General features: G+C 62.4%; 12 protein-coding genes. 8 read left to right on the top strand and 4 right to left on the bottom strand.

Annotated elements, in window-relative coordinates; translation table 11 throughout:
* Positions 1 to 245: 245 nt before the first annotated feature.
* Positions 246 to 1,397 (top strand): macrolide transporter subunit MacA, encoded by a 1,152-nt coding sequence (macA, locus tag BM110_RS14445; protein ID WP_093513659.1) that lies wholly within the window; start codon positions 246 to 248, stop codon positions 1,395 to 1,397.
* Between the two features lie 3 nt (positions 1,398 to 1,400).
* On the top strand, positions 1,401 to 3,359 hold the full coding sequence (locus BM110_RS14440; RefSeq protein ID WP_093513657.1) for a MacB family efflux pump subunit: 1,959 nt from the start codon (positions 1,401 to 1,403) through the stop codon (positions 3,357 to 3,359).
* Between the two features lie 131 nt (positions 3,360 to 3,490).
* On the opposite strand, the gene BM110_RS14435 is transcribed toward BM110_RS14440, so the two are convergent.
* Positions 3,491 to 4,162 carry a helix-turn-helix transcriptional regulator gene (locus tag BM110_RS14435; protein ID WP_170856082.1) on the bottom strand — a complete coding sequence of 224 codons (672 nt, stop codon included), beginning with the start codon at positions 4,160 to 4,162 and terminating at the stop codon, positions 3,491 to 3,493.
* A 156-nt stretch (positions 4,163 to 4,318) separates the two neighbouring features.
* Positions 4,319 to 5,554 carry a methionine gamma-lyase gene (locus tag BM110_RS14430; RefSeq protein WP_092245702.1) on the bottom strand — a complete coding sequence of 412 codons (1,236 nt, stop codon included), beginning with the start codon at positions 5,552 to 5,554 and terminating at the stop codon, positions 4,319 to 4,321.
* A gap of 123 nt (positions 5,555 to 5,677) precedes the next feature.
* On the opposite strand from BM110_RS14430, the gene BM110_RS14425 reads away from it, so the two are divergent.
* From BM110_RS14425 to BM110_RS14405, 5 genes are all read left to right on the top strand, one after another.
* Positions 5,678 to 6,148 (top strand): Lrp/AsnC family transcriptional regulator, encoded by a 471-nt coding sequence (locus BM110_RS14425; protein WP_092245699.1) that lies wholly within the window; start codon positions 5,678 to 5,680, stop codon positions 6,146 to 6,148.
* 700 nt (positions 6,149 to 6,848) lie between these two features.
* Positions 6,849 to 7,439 (top strand): antibiotic biosynthesis monooxygenase, encoded by a 591-nt coding sequence (locus BM110_RS14420; protein ID WP_092245696.1) that lies wholly within the window; start codon positions 6,849 to 6,851, stop codon positions 7,437 to 7,439.
* Positions 7,436 to 9,274 (top strand): amidohydrolase, encoded by a 1,839-nt coding sequence (locus BM110_RS14415; protein WP_092245694.1) that lies wholly within the window; start codon positions 7,436 to 7,438, stop codon positions 9,272 to 9,274. The genes BM110_RS14420 and BM110_RS14415 overlap by 4 nt, the downstream gene beginning before the upstream one ends.
* Positions 9,275 to 9,302: 28 nt before the next feature.
* Positions 9,303 to 9,917 (top strand): isochorismate family cysteine hydrolase YcaC, encoded by a 615-nt coding sequence (gene ycaC / locus BM110_RS14410; RefSeq protein WP_071490108.1) that lies wholly within the window; start codon positions 9,303 to 9,305, stop codon positions 9,915 to 9,917.
* Between the two features lie 192 nt (positions 9,918 to 10,109).
* A complete protein-coding gene (locus BM110_RS14405) occupies positions 10,110 to 10,991 on the top strand; it encodes a LysR family transcriptional regulator (protein WP_058425557.1) in 882 nt (293 codons plus the stop codon).
* Here the strand turns inward: BM110_RS14405 and BM110_RS14400 are convergent.
* Positions 10,978 to 12,015 (bottom strand): AraC family transcriptional regulator, encoded by a 1,038-nt coding sequence (locus tag BM110_RS14400; protein ID WP_092245691.1) that lies wholly within the window; start codon positions 12,013 to 12,015, stop codon positions 10,978 to 10,980. The two genes, BM110_RS14405 and BM110_RS14400, sit on opposite strands and share 14 nt — an antisense overlap.
* A 1-nt stretch (position 12,016) precedes the next feature.
* Positions 12,017 to 12,931 (bottom strand): GGDEF domain-containing protein, encoded by a 915-nt coding sequence (locus BM110_RS14395; protein WP_093126833.1) that lies wholly within the window; start codon positions 12,929 to 12,931, stop codon positions 12,017 to 12,019.
* 380 nt (positions 12,932 to 13,311) lie between these two features.
* Here BM110_RS14395 and BM110_RS14390 point away from each other — a divergent pair, with 380 nt between their 5' ends.
* Positions 13,312 to 15,825, top strand: coding sequence for a TonB-dependent receptor (locus BM110_RS14390; RefSeq protein ID WP_092245685.1), 2,514 nt, complete (start codon positions 13,312 to 13,314; stop codon positions 15,823 to 15,825).
* Positions 15,826 to 15,865: the final 40 nt, after the last annotated feature.

Below are 15,865 nucleotides of genomic sequence, written 5' to 3'. Positions count from 1 at the left end.
TCTCCATACATCAGGTAGATATCAGCCTGCTTTTGATCTGCTGGTGATCTGGCTTTTGCTCTCAGACGCCCCGTCAAACACGCTGGCATGCGTTCGGGCACACCGCGCCTAAGCGAGGTGCCGAGTGTTGGGGCAAGAGCCTTTTGGTCACTTTTGGGCTCTTTTCAAAAGTGACCCGCCGTAAGGGCGGAACCCCTATCAGCCGTTACCCAAGTAACGGATATGTACTCGATCAAAGGCCACCCATGGAAAAGTCAAAGTTACGCAAACTAGGAATGCTCACAGTAATCACAGTCGCCATCGGCCTGATCATCTACACGGTCCAGGCCCCCGCCGACGCCCCCCAATACCTCACAGCCACCGCTCAACGCGGTGACATCGAAAACGCCGTGCTGGCCACCGGCCTGCTCGAAGGCATCAAACAGGTCGACGTGGGCGCCCAAGTCTCCGGCCAATTGAAGTCCCTGAAAGTAAAGGTCGGCGATAAAGTGAAAAAGGGTCAATGGCTCGCCGAAATCGACCCACTGGTCCTGCAAAACACCCTGCGCAAGGCCCAGGTCGACGAAGAAAACCTTCAGGCCCAACGCCGCGCCACGGCGGCCCAGCTCAAGCAGGCCAAGTCCGTGTACGAGCGCTATAAAGGCCTGCAGATCGACGAGTCGGTATCCCGTCAGGACTTCGAAGACGCCGAGTCCAACTTCCAGGTGCAACAGGCCAACCTGCTGTCCCTGGATGCGCAGATCAAAAGCGCGCACATCCAGATCGACACCGCCAAGGTCAACCTGGCCTACACTCGCATCGTCGCGCCCATCGACGGCGATGTGGTGGGCATTGTCACCCAGGAAGGCCAGACCGTGATCGCCAGCCAACTGGCGCCGGTACTGCTCAAATTGGCGGACCTGGACACCATGACCGTCAAGGCCCAGGTCTCCGAGGCGGATGTGATCCACATCAGCCCCGGCCAGCAGGTGTACTTCACCATCCTCGGCGAGGCCGACAAGCGCTACTACGCCAAGCTGCGCGGCACCGAGCCGGCGCCGCAGAATTTCCTGGAAACCCAGACCGCCGGTACGCCAAAGCAGAACACCGCGGTGTTCTATAACGCGCTGTTCGACGTGCCCAACCCCGATCACCGCCTGCGTATCGCCATGACCGCCCAGGTGCGTATCGTGCTCGACACCGCCCAGGCCGCGTTGATGGTGCCGGTGGCGGCGCTCGGTGTGCGCAACAACGATGGCAGCTACCCGCTGCGGGTGCTGGATGCCAAGGGCAAGGCGGTGTCGCGGGATGTGAAGACCGGGATCAACAACAACGTCAAGGTGCAGATCCTCGAAGGCCTGGCCGAAGGTGACAAAGTGGTGATCGGCGAAGCCACGCCGGCTGTGGCGGGGAACTGACGGATGACCCAGCCACTGTTGGAACTCAAGGGCATCACCCGCAGTTTCATGGCCGGCGAGCGTGAGTTCATTGCGCTCAAGGGCATCGACCTGACGATTCACGCCGGGGAAATGGTCGCGATCATCGGCGCCTCGGGCTCGGGTAAGTCCACCCTGATGAACATCCTCGGCGGCCTGGATTACGCCACGGCCGGCAGCTACAAGATCAATGGCATCGAAACCCGCTCATTGGGCGACGAGCAATTGGCCGAACTGCGCCGCGACTACTTCGGTTTTATCTTCCAGCGCTACCACTTGCTGGCGCACTTGAGCGCGTTGCACAACGTGGAGATGCCGGCGATCTATGCCGGTACGCCGGAGACCGCGCGCCATAGCCGTGCGCGGGAGTTGCTGGCCCGCCTGGGCTTGGCCAGCCACACCACCCATCGTCCCAGCCAGCTGTCGGGCGGGCAGCAGCAGCGGGTGAGTATTGCCCGTGCGTTGATGAACGGCGGTGAAGTGATCCTGGCCGACGAACCCACCGGCGCCCTCGACACCCACAGCGGCAAGGAGGTCATGCGTATCCTCGCCGAGCTGCACGCTGCGGGGCACACGGTGATTATCGTGACGCACGACCCCAAGGTCGCGGCGAACGCCCAGCGCATCGTCGAGGTGTGCGATGGCGAGATTGTCAGCGACAAGGCCAACGACAGTGTCGGCCTGGCGCTGCCCGGCGAAACGCCCATCGAACCCAGGCGCAGTGGCGCCAGGCGTCTGGTGGCGAGCCTGGGGTTGTTCAAGGAAGCGTTCAACATGGCCTGGGTCGCGCTGGTGTCCCATCGCATGCGCACCTTGCTGACCATGCTCGGTATCGTCATCGGTATTACCTCGGTGGTGTCGATCTCGGCCATCGGCGAAGGCGCCAAGCGTTATGTGCTCAAGGACATTCAGGCGATCGGCAGCAACACCATCGATATCTTTTCCGGCACCAGTTTCGGTGACAGCCGCGCCTCGGCCATCGAGACGTTGATGCCCTCGGATGTCGACGCGTTGAACCAGCTGTATTACGTCGACAGCGCCACGCCGGTGGTGGGCCGCAACCTGTTGCTGCGCTTTGGCAATATCGACCTGGATGCGCAGGTCAACGGTGTGAGTGACCGCTATTTCAAGGTCAAGGGCCTGAAGCTTGAAGCCGGCATCGCCTTCAGCGAAAGCGACGCACGGCGCCAGGCCCAAGTGGTGGTGATCGACCACAACACCCGCCATCGCCTGTTCGGGCCGAACGTCGACCCGCTGGGCCAAGTGATCCTGGTGGGTAACCTGCCGTGCACGGTGATCGGCGTGACGGCCGACAATAAAAACATGTTCGCCGCCAGCAAGGCATTGAATGTGTGGGTGCCCTATGAAACGGCGGCGGGGCGCCTGTTGGGGCAGCGCCATCTGGACAGTATCACCGTGCGCATCAAGGACGGTCAGCCAAGCAAGGTGGTGGAAGACAACGTCAACAAGCTGATGCTGCAACGTCACGGCACCAAGGATTTCTTCACCAACAACCTCGACAGCATCATGCAGACGGTGCAGAAAACCAGTCGCTCCCTGGCGCTGTTGCTGTCGTTGATCGCGGTGATTTCGCTGCTGGTGGGCGGTATCGGGGTGATGAACATCATGCTGGTGTCGGTGACCGAGCGTACCCGCGAGATCGGTATTCGCATGGCGGTAGGCGCCCGGCAATCGGACATTCGCCAGCAGTTCCTGGTGGAGGCGGTGATGGTGTGTTTGATCGGTGGGCTGATCGGAATCTCGCTGTCCTATGCCCTGGGCTTTTTGTTTTCAGTGTTCGTGAAGGAATGGGAGATGGTGTTTTCCCTGGGCTCGATTCTGACCGCGTTTGCCTGTTCGACATTGATCGGCATCGTGTTTGGCTTTGTGCCGGCGCGGAATGCGGCGCGGCTCGATCCGATCGAGGCCTTGGCAAGGGATTGAGTCCTGCTTGTCAATGAGAACCCAATGTGGGAGGGGGCTTGCCCCCGATTGCTGTGTATCAGCCACAATTTCGGTTGCTGACCCACCGCCATCGGGGGCAAGCCCCCTCCCACATTTTGATCGGTGTGAGCTTAAAGCCCCGTACTTTCCTCGGTGGCATACATCCACCGCAACAACGAATGCCGCCCGCTGATCCCCAGCTTGATCGCCGCACGTTTGAGGTAACTCTCGATGGTGTTGACCTTCAATGCCAATTGCTCCGCCAGCTCCGGCGCCGTGCGCCCGGCCAGCAGGCCGACGCACACTTCGAGTTCACGGTTGGAGAGGGTCAGCCCCGATTGCACCAGGCGTTCCTCGATGCGCCGGCGCAGGGTTTCGAGGCCCTGGTTTTCCGCGGTCACCGGCTCGCTGTCCTGGCGGCAAGGCTGGATCGCGGCGATGTGTTTTTCGACCATGGGCAGCAGCAGGGTGGAGAAGTCCTGCAGCATGCTGCGCTCCTGCGGCGAGAAATTTTCGGACTGGTGTGAGCGATACACCGACAACACATAGCGCACGTCGTCGCGGCGGCGGGTGAGGTGCAATTGTGCGGCAGGTTGCTCTTCGCCCAAGGCTTCTACCGAGTCGGTGTAGACCGGGCTGATCTTGCGCCGGACCTGCCCTTCGGCACTCACCTGCAGTTGCGTGATATGGGTGGCGTCCACGGCCAGTTGGGTGAGGATCAGGTCATGCAGCATGCGCGGAAAATGGCGGCTGCCGGTGCTGGCGATGACCTTGCCAATATGCGGAAACAACTGTGAGTTCATCAATTCATCCATGAGGCGTGCAGGTATTCGGCCTTATAGCAGCGGGGATTAAGATGCAAGCCAATGCGAATAACCTACCGTGATAGTCCTTCCCGCCGGAACCTATGCTAGTACAGCCTGGCGGCGGGAAGGGGATCCAATCTTAAAAAATCGGATTTAAAGACTCACGAGCCTGGAAGGACGTTGCAGCGTGCGCGTGCATTTGGCCAGTGCCTGCTGTACATCCGCCAGCAGGTCGGCGATGTCTTCAAGCCCCACCGACAAGCGCACCAACCCCTCGCTGATGCCGTGTGCGGCCCGCTCTTCCGGGGTGTAGGTGGAGTGGGTCATGCTCGCCGGGTGCTGGGCCAGTGATTCGGCGTCGCCCAGGCTGACCGCGCGGGTAAACAGCTTGAGTGCATTCATGAAGCGCCGGCCGGTTTCGATCCCGCCCTTGAGTTCGAAGGCGATCATGCCACCGGGCATTTTCATCTGGCGTGTCGCCAGTTCGTATTGAGGGAAAGAACGCAGGCCCGGGTAAGTCACGCGCTCCACGGCCGGGTGCGCCTGCAAGGCTTCGGCCACGGCCTGGGCGTTGCTGCAGTGGCGGTCCATGCGCAGGGCCAGGGTCTTGAGGCCGCGCATCAACAGCGAGGCATCCTGGGGCGACATGACGGCGCCGGTCAGGTCCTTGAGGCCTTGCAGGCGAATACGCTGGGCCAGCGCCTGGCTGCTCACGGCAATGCCCGCGGTGATATCGCCGTGGCCGCTGAGGTATTTGGTGGCCGAATGCACCACCACATCGGCGCCCAGTTCCAGGGGGCGTTGCAGGTAGGGCGTGCAGTAGGTGTTGTCGACCACTACGGTGACATTGGGCTGGTGGTGGGCGAGGGTGGCGACGGCGGCGATATCTACCAGTTGCAGGTTGGGGTTGGCCGGGGTTTCGCAGTAGATCATGCGCGTTGCGGGGCTGAGCGCGGCTTGCAGGGCCGCCAGGTCCGTGAGGTCGACATGCCGCACCTTGATGCCGAACTCGCCGATGCCGTGGTGCAGCAGGGCGAAGGTACAACCGTACAGCGTCTGGCTGACGATCACCTCGTCGCCGGGGCGTAGCAGGGTCCAGAACGTCGCGGCAATCGCCCCCATCCCGGAACTGAAGGCCACCGCCGCCTCGCCGTTTTCCAGGGTCGCCATGCGTGACTCCAGCAGCGCCAGGGTCGGGTTGGAAATGCGCGTATAGAAGTGGCCGCTGGCTTCGCCGGCAAAACAGGCGGCGCCGTATTCGGCGGTGGGGAAGGCAAAGGTGGCCGACAGATAAATCGGCGGGACGAGCGCGCCGTGGTGGTCTTTGGGGTCGTAGCCGTGGTGGATGGCGCGGGTGGAAAAGCCGAATGCATTGTGTTTATTGTTCATGTCGGACGCTCCTTATTTCCTACAATGCTATGCTCATAACCAGAGATGAACTTTGCAATATTTGCCGGTAATTCCCGCGTCCCGGGATAAAAACCTCATAAAAATAACGAATAGAGGCACGTTATGCCCATCCGTCTGGATCGCACCGATAAAGCGCTTTTAAACGCGCTGCAAGGCAATGCCCGCCTCACGGTGGCTGAATTGGCCGACCGCGTCTCCCTGACCACCTCGCCCTGTTGGCGCCGGGTGCGCAACCTGGAGGAGAGCGGGGTGATCAGCGGGTACCAGGCGATTCTCTCGCCCAAGGCGCTGGGGTATGGGGTGACGGCGTTTGTCAGCATCATGATGGAGAGTCATACCCAGGAAATTGCCCGGGCATTCGAGCAGCGGTTGTTGGCGATTCCCGAGATCGTGGCGTGCCATAACGTGTCGGGGCGGTATGATTTTTTGTTGGAAGTGGTGGCGAGGGATCTGGAGTCGTTTGGGGAGTTTGCGCGGGAGGTGTTGCAGACGTTGCCTTGCGTCAAGGAGATTTATTCAAGTTTTTCCTATAAGTCGGTGAGGGGGTTGCGGGTGATTCCGGTGCCGGGGTGATGGCGGGGTGGTGTCGTGTTGTGTACATATCCGTTGCTTCGGTAACGGCCACCTATGGTTCCGCTCTTACAGCGGCTCACTTTTGGAAAGGCCGGAAGCCGGCCCAGCCAAAAGTAAGCAAAAGGCCTTCGCCCCAACACTCGGTGCCTCGTTTAGGCTCGGCATGCCCTCACTCCGGCCAGCGTGTTTGACGGGGCGCCCAAGATCAAAAGCAAGAGCGCGGCGACCTTAGAGCCGACCGGATTGTATGGCCGGTACTCGGTCAAAGTGTGGGAGGGGGCTTGCCCCCGATGGCAGTGGGTCAGTCGCTGATGAGTTGGCTGACACACCGCCATCGGGGGCAAGCCCCCTCCCACAGTTTGATCTTCATGTATCAGTTGAAGGGTGGTTTGCTCTGGCTCTGGCTTTTGATCTGCTTTTGATTTTGATGTTAGGCGCCCCCCCCCCAAATCCCTGTCGGATTACGGGCACACCGAGCCTAGGCGAGGTGCCGAGTGTTGGGGCAAGAGCCTTTTGGTTACTTTTGGGCTCTTTTCAAAAGTGACCCGCCGTAAGGGCGGAACCAATATCCGCCATCACCCAAATAACGGATATGTACTCAGCACACCCCCCCCCCAAACAGCACGTACATCCAATTTTCCCCACCCCATCCCCCCTCAAACTCCCTCATCGCTGAATCTTCACGGCAGAGGGATACCCCATGGACCCAACCACAAAACCAGGCCCCGACGAAGTCGTCACCCTGGTGGTCAAGCACCTCATCAAACCCGGCCTGGAGGCTGACTACGAAGCCTGGCTGCGCCGCATCGTGCGTATCGCCGGCGCCCGTGCCGGCCACCTCGGTGTCGACGTGGTACGCGGCAAACAGGGCAACCTGGCGCTGTTCACCTGTGTGTTGCGCTACCGTTCCACCGATGACCTGCAAACCTGGCTCGACTCCCCCGAGCGCAAAACCCTGATCGCCGAAGCCGCGCCCATGCTCGCCGACGGCGACAACACCGAAATCAATGGGGTCAACGAATTCTGGTTCAACCCCGAAACCCCAAACGCCGCCAAGCCGCCGCGCTGGAAGCAGGCGGTGGTCACCCTGTGCGTGATCCTGCCGCTGACCCTGCTGGTGCCGATCGTATGGGGCCCGGTGCTGCGCCTGCACCCGTTTCTCTCCAACTACGTGGTCGCCACGTTTCTGGTAACCGTGACCATCGTCGTGCTGGTGGTCTACCTGCTGATGCCGGCGGCCACCCGCCTGTTCGCTCCCTGGCTCGAAGCCTCTGTAAAGGAAACCCTATGAACGCCGACCTGATTCTGTTCAATGGCCAGTTCCACACCGTGGACCGTGAAAACCCGCGCGCCACGGCCGTCGCCATCCGTGAGGGGCGGTTTGTAGCCGTGGGCACCGACGGTGAAGCCATGGCCCTGCGCGGCAGTGGTACCCAGGTCATCGACCTCAAGGGCCGCACCGTCATCCCCGGCCTCAATGACTCGCACCTGCACCTGATCCGTGGCGGCTTGAACTACAACCTCGAGCTGCGCTGGGAAGGCGTGCCGTCCCTGGCCGATGCCCTGCGCATGCTCAAGGACCAGGCCGACCGCACGCCGACCCCGCAATGGGTGCGCGTGGTGGGGGGCTGGAACGAATTCCAGTTCGCCGAAAAACGCATGCCGACCCTGGAAGAGTTGAACCAGGCCGCGCCCGATACGCCGGTGTTCGTGCTGCACCTGTACGACCGCGCCTTGCTCAACCGCGCAGCGCTGCGTGTGGCCGGCTATACCAAGGACACGCCGAACCCGCCGGGTGGCGAGATCGTGCGTGACAGCAACGGCAACCCCACCGGCATGCTGGTGGCGCGGCCGAACGCGATGATTCTGTACTCGACCCTGGCCAAGGGCCCGAAACTGCCGTTGGAATACCAGGTCAACTCCACCCGCCAGTTCATGCGTGAACTCAATCGCCTGGGCCTCACCAGTGCCATCGACGCCGGCGGCGGCTTCCAGAACTACCCCGATGACTACGCAGTGATCGAGCAACTGGCCAAGGACCAACAGCTGACGGTGCGTATCGCCTACAACCTGTTCACCCAGAAGCCCAAGGAAGAACTCAGCGACTTCAAGAACTGGACCGGCAGCGTCACCCTGCACCAGGGCGACGATTACCTGCGCCACAACGGCGCTGGCGAAATGCTGGTGTTCTCGGCCGCCGACTTCGAAGATTTCCTGGAACCGCGTCCCGACCTGCCGCTGACCATGGAGCAGGAACTGGAGCCGGTGGTGCGCCACCTGGTTGAACAGCGCTGGCCGTTCCGTTTGCACGCCACCTATGACGAGTCCATCTCGCGCATGCTCGACGTGTTCGAGAAGGTCAACCGCGACATTCCGTTCAATGGCCTGCCGTGGTTTTTTGACCACGCCGAAACCATTACCCCGAGAAATATCGAGCGTGTACGTGCCCTGGGTGGCGGTATTGCGATCCAGGACCGCATGGCGTTCCAGGGCGAATATTTTGTCGAGCGCTACGGCGCCAAGGCCGCCGAAGCCACGCCACCGATCAAACGCATGCTGGCCGAAGGCGTGCCGGTGGGCGCGGGCACCGATGCGACGCGGGTATCGAGCTACAACCCGTGGACCTCGCTGTACTGGATGGTCAGCGGCCGCACCGTCGGTGGCCTGGAACTGCATGCCGAAGGCCTGCCGCGCCTGACCGCGCTGGAACTGTTCACCCACGGCAGCGCCTGGTTCTCGTCCGAGCAGGGCAAGAAGGGCCAGATCAAGGTCGGGCAGTTGGCGGACGTGGCGGCGCTGTCGGCGGACTTCTTCAGTGTCGATGAGGAAGCCATCAAGTGGATCGAGTCGGTCCTCACCGTGGTCGGCGGCAAGGTGGTCTACGGTGCCGGTGACTTCGAAGACTTCGCACCCCCGCGCGTGCCGGTACTGCCGGATTGGTCGCCGGTGGTCAAGGTGCCAGGGCACTGGCGTCCAGGCTCGCCGTTGCAGGCGCAGGTGCACCAGTGCAGCGGCCCGTGCGGCGTGCATGCCCACAGCCACGAAAAAGCCCGCCATTCCAGCGTGCCGGTCAGCGACTTCCAGGGTTTCTGGGGTGCGTTCGGCTGCTCGTGTTTTGCGTTTTGATTACCCATCCCCCCGTAGGAGTTGAACCATGGCTAGCCCTCGTTTGAACAAAGATGACGCCGTTGTACTGTTGGTCGACCACCAGACTGGCCTGATTTCCCTGGTGCAGGATTTCTCCCCCAACGAATTCAAGAACAACGTCCTGGCCTTGGCCGATGTGGCGAAGTTCTTCAACCTGCCGACCATCCTCACCACCAGCTTCGAAAGCGGTCCCAACGGCCCACTGGTGCCCGAACTCAAGGCACTCTTCCCGGACGCGCCGTACATCGCCCGCCCTGGCCAGATCAATGCCTGGGACAACGAAGACTTCGTGAAGGCCGTCAAGGCCACCGGCCGCAAGCAGATCATCATTGCCGGCGTGGTGACGGACGTGTGCGTCGCATTCCCGACCTTGTGCGCCCTGGAGGAAGGCTTTGAGGTGTTCGTGGTCACCGACGCCTCCGGCACCTTCAACGAAACCGTACAACAAGCCGCCTGGGCGCGCATGACCGCCGCCGGTGCCCAACTGGTGAACTGGTTCGCCGTGGCTTGCGAACTGCAGCGCGACTGGCGCAACGACATGGAAGGCCTGGCCAACCTGCTGTCGCCACGCATCCCCAACTACCGCAACCTGATGAACAGCTACTCGGCGTTTACCAAGTAACTGGCTCTCAAGTCTGTAGGTGATCCCTGTGGGAGGGGCGGTGCGACGATTCGACTTGCCCCCGATAGCGGTGTGTCAGTCACACTGCCATCGGGGGCAAGTCGAATCGTCGCACCGCCCCTCCCACATTTGATTTGTGGTGTGGCGACATACCCGTTATAAAAAACACCAAATGTCCACCGAGAAGCGACAATGAACCCCTTCGAAGACATGCGCCTGTTCTGCCAAGTCATGGAATCCGGCAGCTTCACCGCCGCCGCCGAACAGTTGGGCCTGTCCAAGCAATTCGTCAGCCGCCGCCTGATCCAGCTGGAAGATCGCCTTGGCGTACGCCTGCTCAATCGCTCCACCCGCCGCCTGGATGTCACGCCACTCGGCCAGAGTTACTACGAATCCGCCTTGCGCCTGCTCAGTGAAGTCGAGCAAGTGGAGCAGGGCATTGCCGGCCAGAACAGCGAACCGCGCGGCACCATTCGCCTCAGCGCGCCGTTGTCGTTTGCCATGGCCCATCTGGGTTGTCTGTTGCCGTTGTTCCTGCAGCGCCATCCCCAGGTGGCGGTGGAGGTCGACTTGAGCGACCGCCCCGTGGACCTGATCGGCGAAGGCTACGACCTGGTCTTGCGCATCGGCACCCTGGAAGATTCCACCCTGATCGCTCGGCGTATCGCCAGCATCCCCCGGGTGTATTGCGCCAGCCCCGACTACCTGGCCTTGCGCGGCACCCCGCAGAAACCCGATGACCTCGCCGACCACGATTGCCTGCCCTACGGCCATGGCCGCCAGGTGCAGTGGCGCTTCAAGGGCAAGTTGCAGGCGCTGAGCGTGAGTGGGCGCATGCGCGTGAACAATGGCGACCTGCTGCGCGATACCGCCATCGCCGGCCTGGGCGTGACCTACCTGCCGACCTTTATCGTCGGCGAGGCGTTGAAGGATGGCCGCCTGGTCACGGTGCTGGATGAGTTCGCCCCCGAAGACCTGACACTGTCGGCGGTGTACCCCCAGCACCGGCAAAGCTCGCGGCCGGTGCAGGCGCTGGTGGAGTTCCTGCGCGAACGCCTGGCTAGCGGCTGTTGAACAGCTGGCGGATCAGGTTGGGCGTACTGCCGGTCCAGCGCTTGAACGAACGGCGAAAGTTCGCCGCATCGTTGAAGTTCAGGTACGCCGCCACTTCATCATTGCTGTAGCCCTTGACCTGGTACAGGTGCAGCGCCACCTGCTTGCGCACGCGGTCCACCTGCTGCTGAAAGCCGGTGTCATGCTTGTGCAACTTGCGCTTGAGGGTCGCCGGGCTCATGGCGAAGGCCTGCGCGGCCTGTTCCAGGCTGGGCGGTTGGCGTACCTGTTCGCGCAGGTAGTCGTAGAGGCAGTCGAGAAAGCTGCTGGCAAAGCCCAGCTGTTCGATCTGTTCGCGGGCCTGCTGGCGTGCGACCTGGCCGGCGGTGGCCGAGGCGCCCGGCCACGCGCGGGTGAGGTACTCGCGGGGGATGCTCAGCATATCCAGCGGCCGTTCGAAGCGCGTCTCTTCGCCCAGGTGCACCCAATACTGCTCGATGTAGCGCGGTTCGGCATGACTGAAACAGCACACCCACGGCAAGCGCTCGCCACTGAGCCACTGGCTCATGGCAACCAGCGAGGTCATGCTGGCTTCCAGTAAAAACCGCCAATGCTCGCCGGCGCCGCAACTGTCCCGCCAGTACAGGTAGGCATGGTGCGCATCCAGTTCCAGGTGCAAGGTGACCAGCGGGCTGAGCAGCACCTGTTGCTGGATCAGGATCTCCAGGGCCTGGTGCAGGTTCTGTGCATGGCCCAGGGCATGGCTGGCCGCGCCGTAATAACCGGGCAGGAGTCGCTGGCCGAACAGAAAGCTGCTGTCGTCGGCGTCGAGCAATTTGCGACTGTTGCCGATCAACCCGAAAAACTGCTGCGGGCTCAACCGCGCCGTACCGGCCAGGATGTCCTCGTGAAACAGTCCCGTGCCGCGCAGCAGGCGATGGCTGTCGATGTCCCGGGACAAGGCCAGGTCGATCAGCGTGGCGGGTTGGCAGTGCCCTGGTATGAAGCGGCTGTCGGCTTCATACCAGCTGGTTTTCACGGCCATCTCAGGCGCTTTTCGCCAGGGGTTGCTTGGCCCTGGCCAGCGCCAGGTTGAGGCGTTTGAGCAAGTCCTGGGGCGGCTCGTCCAGGGCCATGACCACGGCGGTGGTCGCTACCAGTTGCAGGCGTTCCCCGTGCAGCCGGGTCTTGTGTGCGAGGCCGCGCACCGCCTGCTGCAACTCCAGCGCCAGCTCCTTGGCCTGGCGCTCACCGGTGTTGGGCAGCAGCACCACAAAACGGTCGCCGGCCAGGCGGCACAGCAGGTCCTGGCGACGCAGGTTGAGCAACAGCAAATGGCTGAGGGCCTGCAACACCGCATCGCCTTCGGCATGCCCGTAGGCCTGGTTGATGGCGGCGAAGTGATCCAGGTCCAGGGCCAGCAGGGACAGTGGTTGCTGCTGGGTCTGGCTGTCTTGCAGGCTGTCGGCCAACTGGCGCTTGAGGTAGTCGGCGCCGGCCAGGGGCGTGAGTTTGTCGAACAGCCGATGCTCGCGGAACAACCGTTCGCGTTTCTCCATCTGTGCGCTGATCGCCAGTTGTTCGCGGTGCCAGTGGTAGATGCCAATGGTCAGCAGAATCATGCCCACCGGCATCGGCCCGGACTCCAGCCAGTGGTCCCAGGTGATGCTGTCGGGCAGGCGGATGAATTCGTCGAGGCTGTCGATCCACCAGGAGAAGAAGATGCATGACAGGCCCAGCGCCAGGTAGTTGGTCACGCGCCCGGCCGGTCGGCTTTTCAGCACCAGCCCCAGCCAGACCAGGGCGAGCAGGGCGGAACCGCCTTCGCCGAAGATATCCAGCCATGCCCACTCGCTGACGCTTTTCAACTCGCCGCAGGCCAGGTGCAGGATCAGCCCCAGGTTGGCCGCGATCAGCAGCAGGGAGAGTTTCCAGCGGTGGGGTTTGAGCACGGAAAACATGGCCGCGAGTCCTTGCAAGGTTCAGTCGTGGGCGCCAGCACAGCAGATGGATGTGACGGTTGCATGACGGTAGGGGAGGGTCGAATCAGCTCATCCCGCCGACAATGAAAAGCAGAAAATGTGGGAGGGGGCTTGCCCCCGATAGCGGTGCGTCAGTGAGAAACCAGGGGCTGACCCACCGCTATCGGGGGCAAGCCCCCTCCCACAGTTGATCTTCACAGGTCATTTCAGCTCATTCCAACTCAGGATCCTGCTCAAACCCCCGGTTTACGGGCCTTCCTACCACACCCTGTCACAGAACCGTCATCCCCCACCCCTAGCGTGCCCTCCCAGTTGCCGGGCCTCTTGCCTGGCGCCAACGGACTCTTGGGGAGGATTGCATGTACAAGCGCACCGGGCTCGTCAGCTTTACGCTAACTGCCTTGGCCCTGGCGATTGCCAGTGAGCGGCTCAACGCGGCCGAGGCGGCCAACACTGAGCACGTCGAAGTGGTCGGCCAGGCAGCGGCCATCGACCAGGCGCTCAAGGAGCAACGCAATTCCGACAGCATCAAGAGCGTGGTGCATGCCGACGGCGTGGCCCAGCTACCGGATGAAAACGTCGCCGAAGCGGCGCAGCGCTTGCCGGGTATCAGCGTGGAGCGCGACCAGGGCGAAGGGCGCTTCGTCAGCGTGCGTGGCCTGGGCCCGGACCTCAACAGCGTGACCATCAACGGCACCCTGGTGCCTGCCCCGGAGAGCGCCCGCCGCGCCGTGGCCCTCGACGTGCTGCCCGCGGAATTGGTGCAGTCGCTGTCGGTGATCAAGACCCTCACCCCGGACATGGACGCCAACTCCCTTGGCGGCACCGTCGATGTGCAAAGCCTGTCGGCCTTCGACCACAAGGGCCTGTTCTACACCGGCAGCACCGAGGCCAGCTACGACAAGAACACGAGCCAGACCAGCCCCAAATTCTCCGGCGCGGCCAGCAACCGTTTCAGCCTCGGCGACGGCATCGACAACTTCGGCGTCGCCGCCGCGCTGAGCTGGCAGAAGCGCGACTTCGGCTCGGACAACGTCGAGACCGGCGGCGCCTGGGACTTCACCGACGGCGCCCGGCTCAACGAGTTCGAACAGCGTGACTACGACATCAGCCGCGAACGGGCCGGTGGCGGCCTGAACTTCGATTACAAGCCCGACGACTTCAGCAGCTACTACCTGCGCACTCTCTACAGCCGCTACAAAGACACCGAAACCCGCAACTCCACCAGCCTCGAATTCGCCGACCCGCAGGCCCCCGGCCAACTGGGCGATGCCGAGGGCAAGCGCAAGCTGAAGAACCGCGAAGAGACCCAGGAAATCCAGTCCTACGTATTCGGCGGCGAACGCATGCTCGGCCTGTGGACCCTGAGCGGCCAGGCCGGCTTCAGCCAATCCAGCGAAGACAGCCCGGCGCACATCGCCGGTGCCACCTTTGACGGCGGCGACTTTGCCAACAGTGGTTTCCATGACAAGGACAAGCCACGCCCGATCATCGGCAGCGCCTTCTACGACGCGCGCAACTTCAGCCTCGACAAAGTCGACTGGGAAAAACAGAACACCCAGGACACCGAGAAAAACCTGCGTCTGGACCTGGCCCGCGACTACGACCTGAACGGCTATGCGTCCCAGGTCAAATTTGGCGGCAAGGTCAGCCGCCGTAACAAGGACAACGACCTGGAGGCCTGGGTCTACAAAGACTTCGACACCCTCGGCTTCACTGCCGACCAGCTCAATCTCAGCCAGTTCCAGAAGGGCACTGTCGACTACCGCCTGGGCAGCTACGGCCCCGGCATCAGCCCCAGCGCGATCAAGCAGCTGATAGGCGGCCTCAACCCGGCGGACTTCTACGACGAGACCGAATCCCGGGTCAACGACTTCACCATTCGCGAAGACATCAACGCCGGCTACCTGATGAACACCGTCGACATCGACGACTGGCGCTTCATCGCTGGCCTGCGCTACGAAGGCACCGAGTTCGAAGCCAAGGGCACCGGCGCCACCGATGGCGTGTTCACCCCGACCGACACCCAGCGTCGCTATCACCATTGGCTGCCGGGCCTGCATGCGCGCTACCAGATCGACAAGAACACCCAGGTGCGCGCGGCCTGGACCAAGTCCGTGGTCCGCCCGACCTTTGGCCAGTTGGCGCCGGGTTTTGTGATCGATGATGACGAAGCCACCTTCGGCAACCCGGACCTCAAGCCCCTGGAATCGAGCAACCTGGACCTGGGCATCGAGCACTTCATGGGCCGCGCCGGCACCGTCTCGGCGTTCGTGTTCTACAAGGACATCAAGAACTTCGTCTACAACACCGACCTGGCCGGCACCGGCGCCTGGACCAACTTCGCCGAGGCCCACACCTACGCCAACGGCGACAGCGCCAGGCTCTACGGCCTGGAGTTGGCCTACTCACAGAAATTCGACTGGCTGCCCGCGCCGTGGAACGGCCTGCTGATCGGCGCCAACACTACGTTCAGCCGCTCCAGCGCCGACATCGAAGGTTTCGACAGTGCCAGTGGTACGAACCGCAAGCGCCACATCAGCCTGCCCAACCAGTCCGACACCGTCGGCAACCTGATGCTCGGTTGGGAAGACGACACGCTCAGTCTGCGCCTGTCGGCCAACTACAAATCGGCCTACCTCTTTGAGCTGGCGTCGATCAACGACAAGGCCCACGACCTGCATGTGGACGCGCAGACCTTTGTCGACTTCAGCGCGCGCTACTCGCTGACCAAGAACCTGCAAGTCAGCTTCGAAGCGCAGAACCTCACCGATGAGTCGTACTTCGTCTACACCGGCCACCGCAGCTACAACGGCCAATACGAAGAGTACGGCCCGACCTACAAGCTGGGCCTGACCTTCACCCACTTCTAACCCACACCTCCATTCCAATGTGGGAGGGGGCTTGCCCCCG

The organism is Pseudomonas sp. NFPP28, from assembly GCF_900115535.1.
GTDB classification, from domain to species: Bacteria; Pseudomonadota; Gammaproteobacteria; order Pseudomonadales; family Pseudomonadaceae; genus Aquipseudomonas; species Aquipseudomonas extremorientalis.
The sequence above is the reverse complement of the archived record's forward strand: the minus strand, read 5'-3'. Positions and strand labels throughout refer to the sequence as shown.

Coding starts and splice junctions, on each gene's coding strand:
- BM110_RS14420 (WP_092245696.1), top strand. CDS start 6,849: ATGGACCCAACCACAAAACCAGGCCCCGACGAAGTCGTCACCCTGGTG.
- BM110_RS14415 (WP_092245694.1), top strand. CDS start 7,436: ATGAACGCCGACCTGATTCTGTTCAATGGCCAGTTCCACACCGTGGAC.
- BM110_RS14400 (WP_092245691.1), bottom strand. CDS start 12,015: ATGGCCGTGAAAACCAGCTGGTATGAAGCCGACAGCCGCTTCATACCA.
- BM110_RS14440 (WP_093513657.1), top strand. CDS start 1,401: ATGACCCAGCCACTGTTGGAACTCAAGGGCATCACCCGCAGTTTCATG.
- BM110_RS14435 (WP_170856082.1), bottom strand. CDS start 4,162: ATGAACTCACAGTTGTTTCCGCATATTGGCAAGGTCATCGCCAGCACC.
- BM110_RS14395 (WP_093126833.1), bottom strand. CDS start 12,931: ATGTTTTCCGTGCTCAAACCCCACCGCTGGAAACTCTCCCTGCTGCTG.
- BM110_RS14390 (WP_092245685.1), top strand. CDS start 13,312: ATGTACAAGCGCACCGGGCTCGTCAGCTTTACGCTAACTGCCTTGGCC.
- macA (WP_093513659.1), top strand. CDS start 246: ATGGAAAAGTCAAAGTTACGCAAACTAGGAATGCTCACAGTAATCACA.
- ycaC (WP_071490108.1), top strand. CDS start 9,303: ATGGCTAGCCCTCGTTTGAACAAAGATGACGCCGTTGTACTGTTGGTC.
- BM110_RS14425 (WP_092245699.1), top strand. CDS start 5,678: ATGCCCATCCGTCTGGATCGCACCGATAAAGCGCTTTTAAACGCGCTG.
- BM110_RS14405 (WP_058425557.1), top strand. CDS start 10,110: ATGAACCCCTTCGAAGACATGCGCCTGTTCTGCCAAGTCATGGAATCC.
- BM110_RS14430 (WP_092245702.1), bottom strand. CDS start 5,554: ATGAACAATAAACACAATGCATTCGGCTTTTCCACCCGCGCCATCCAC.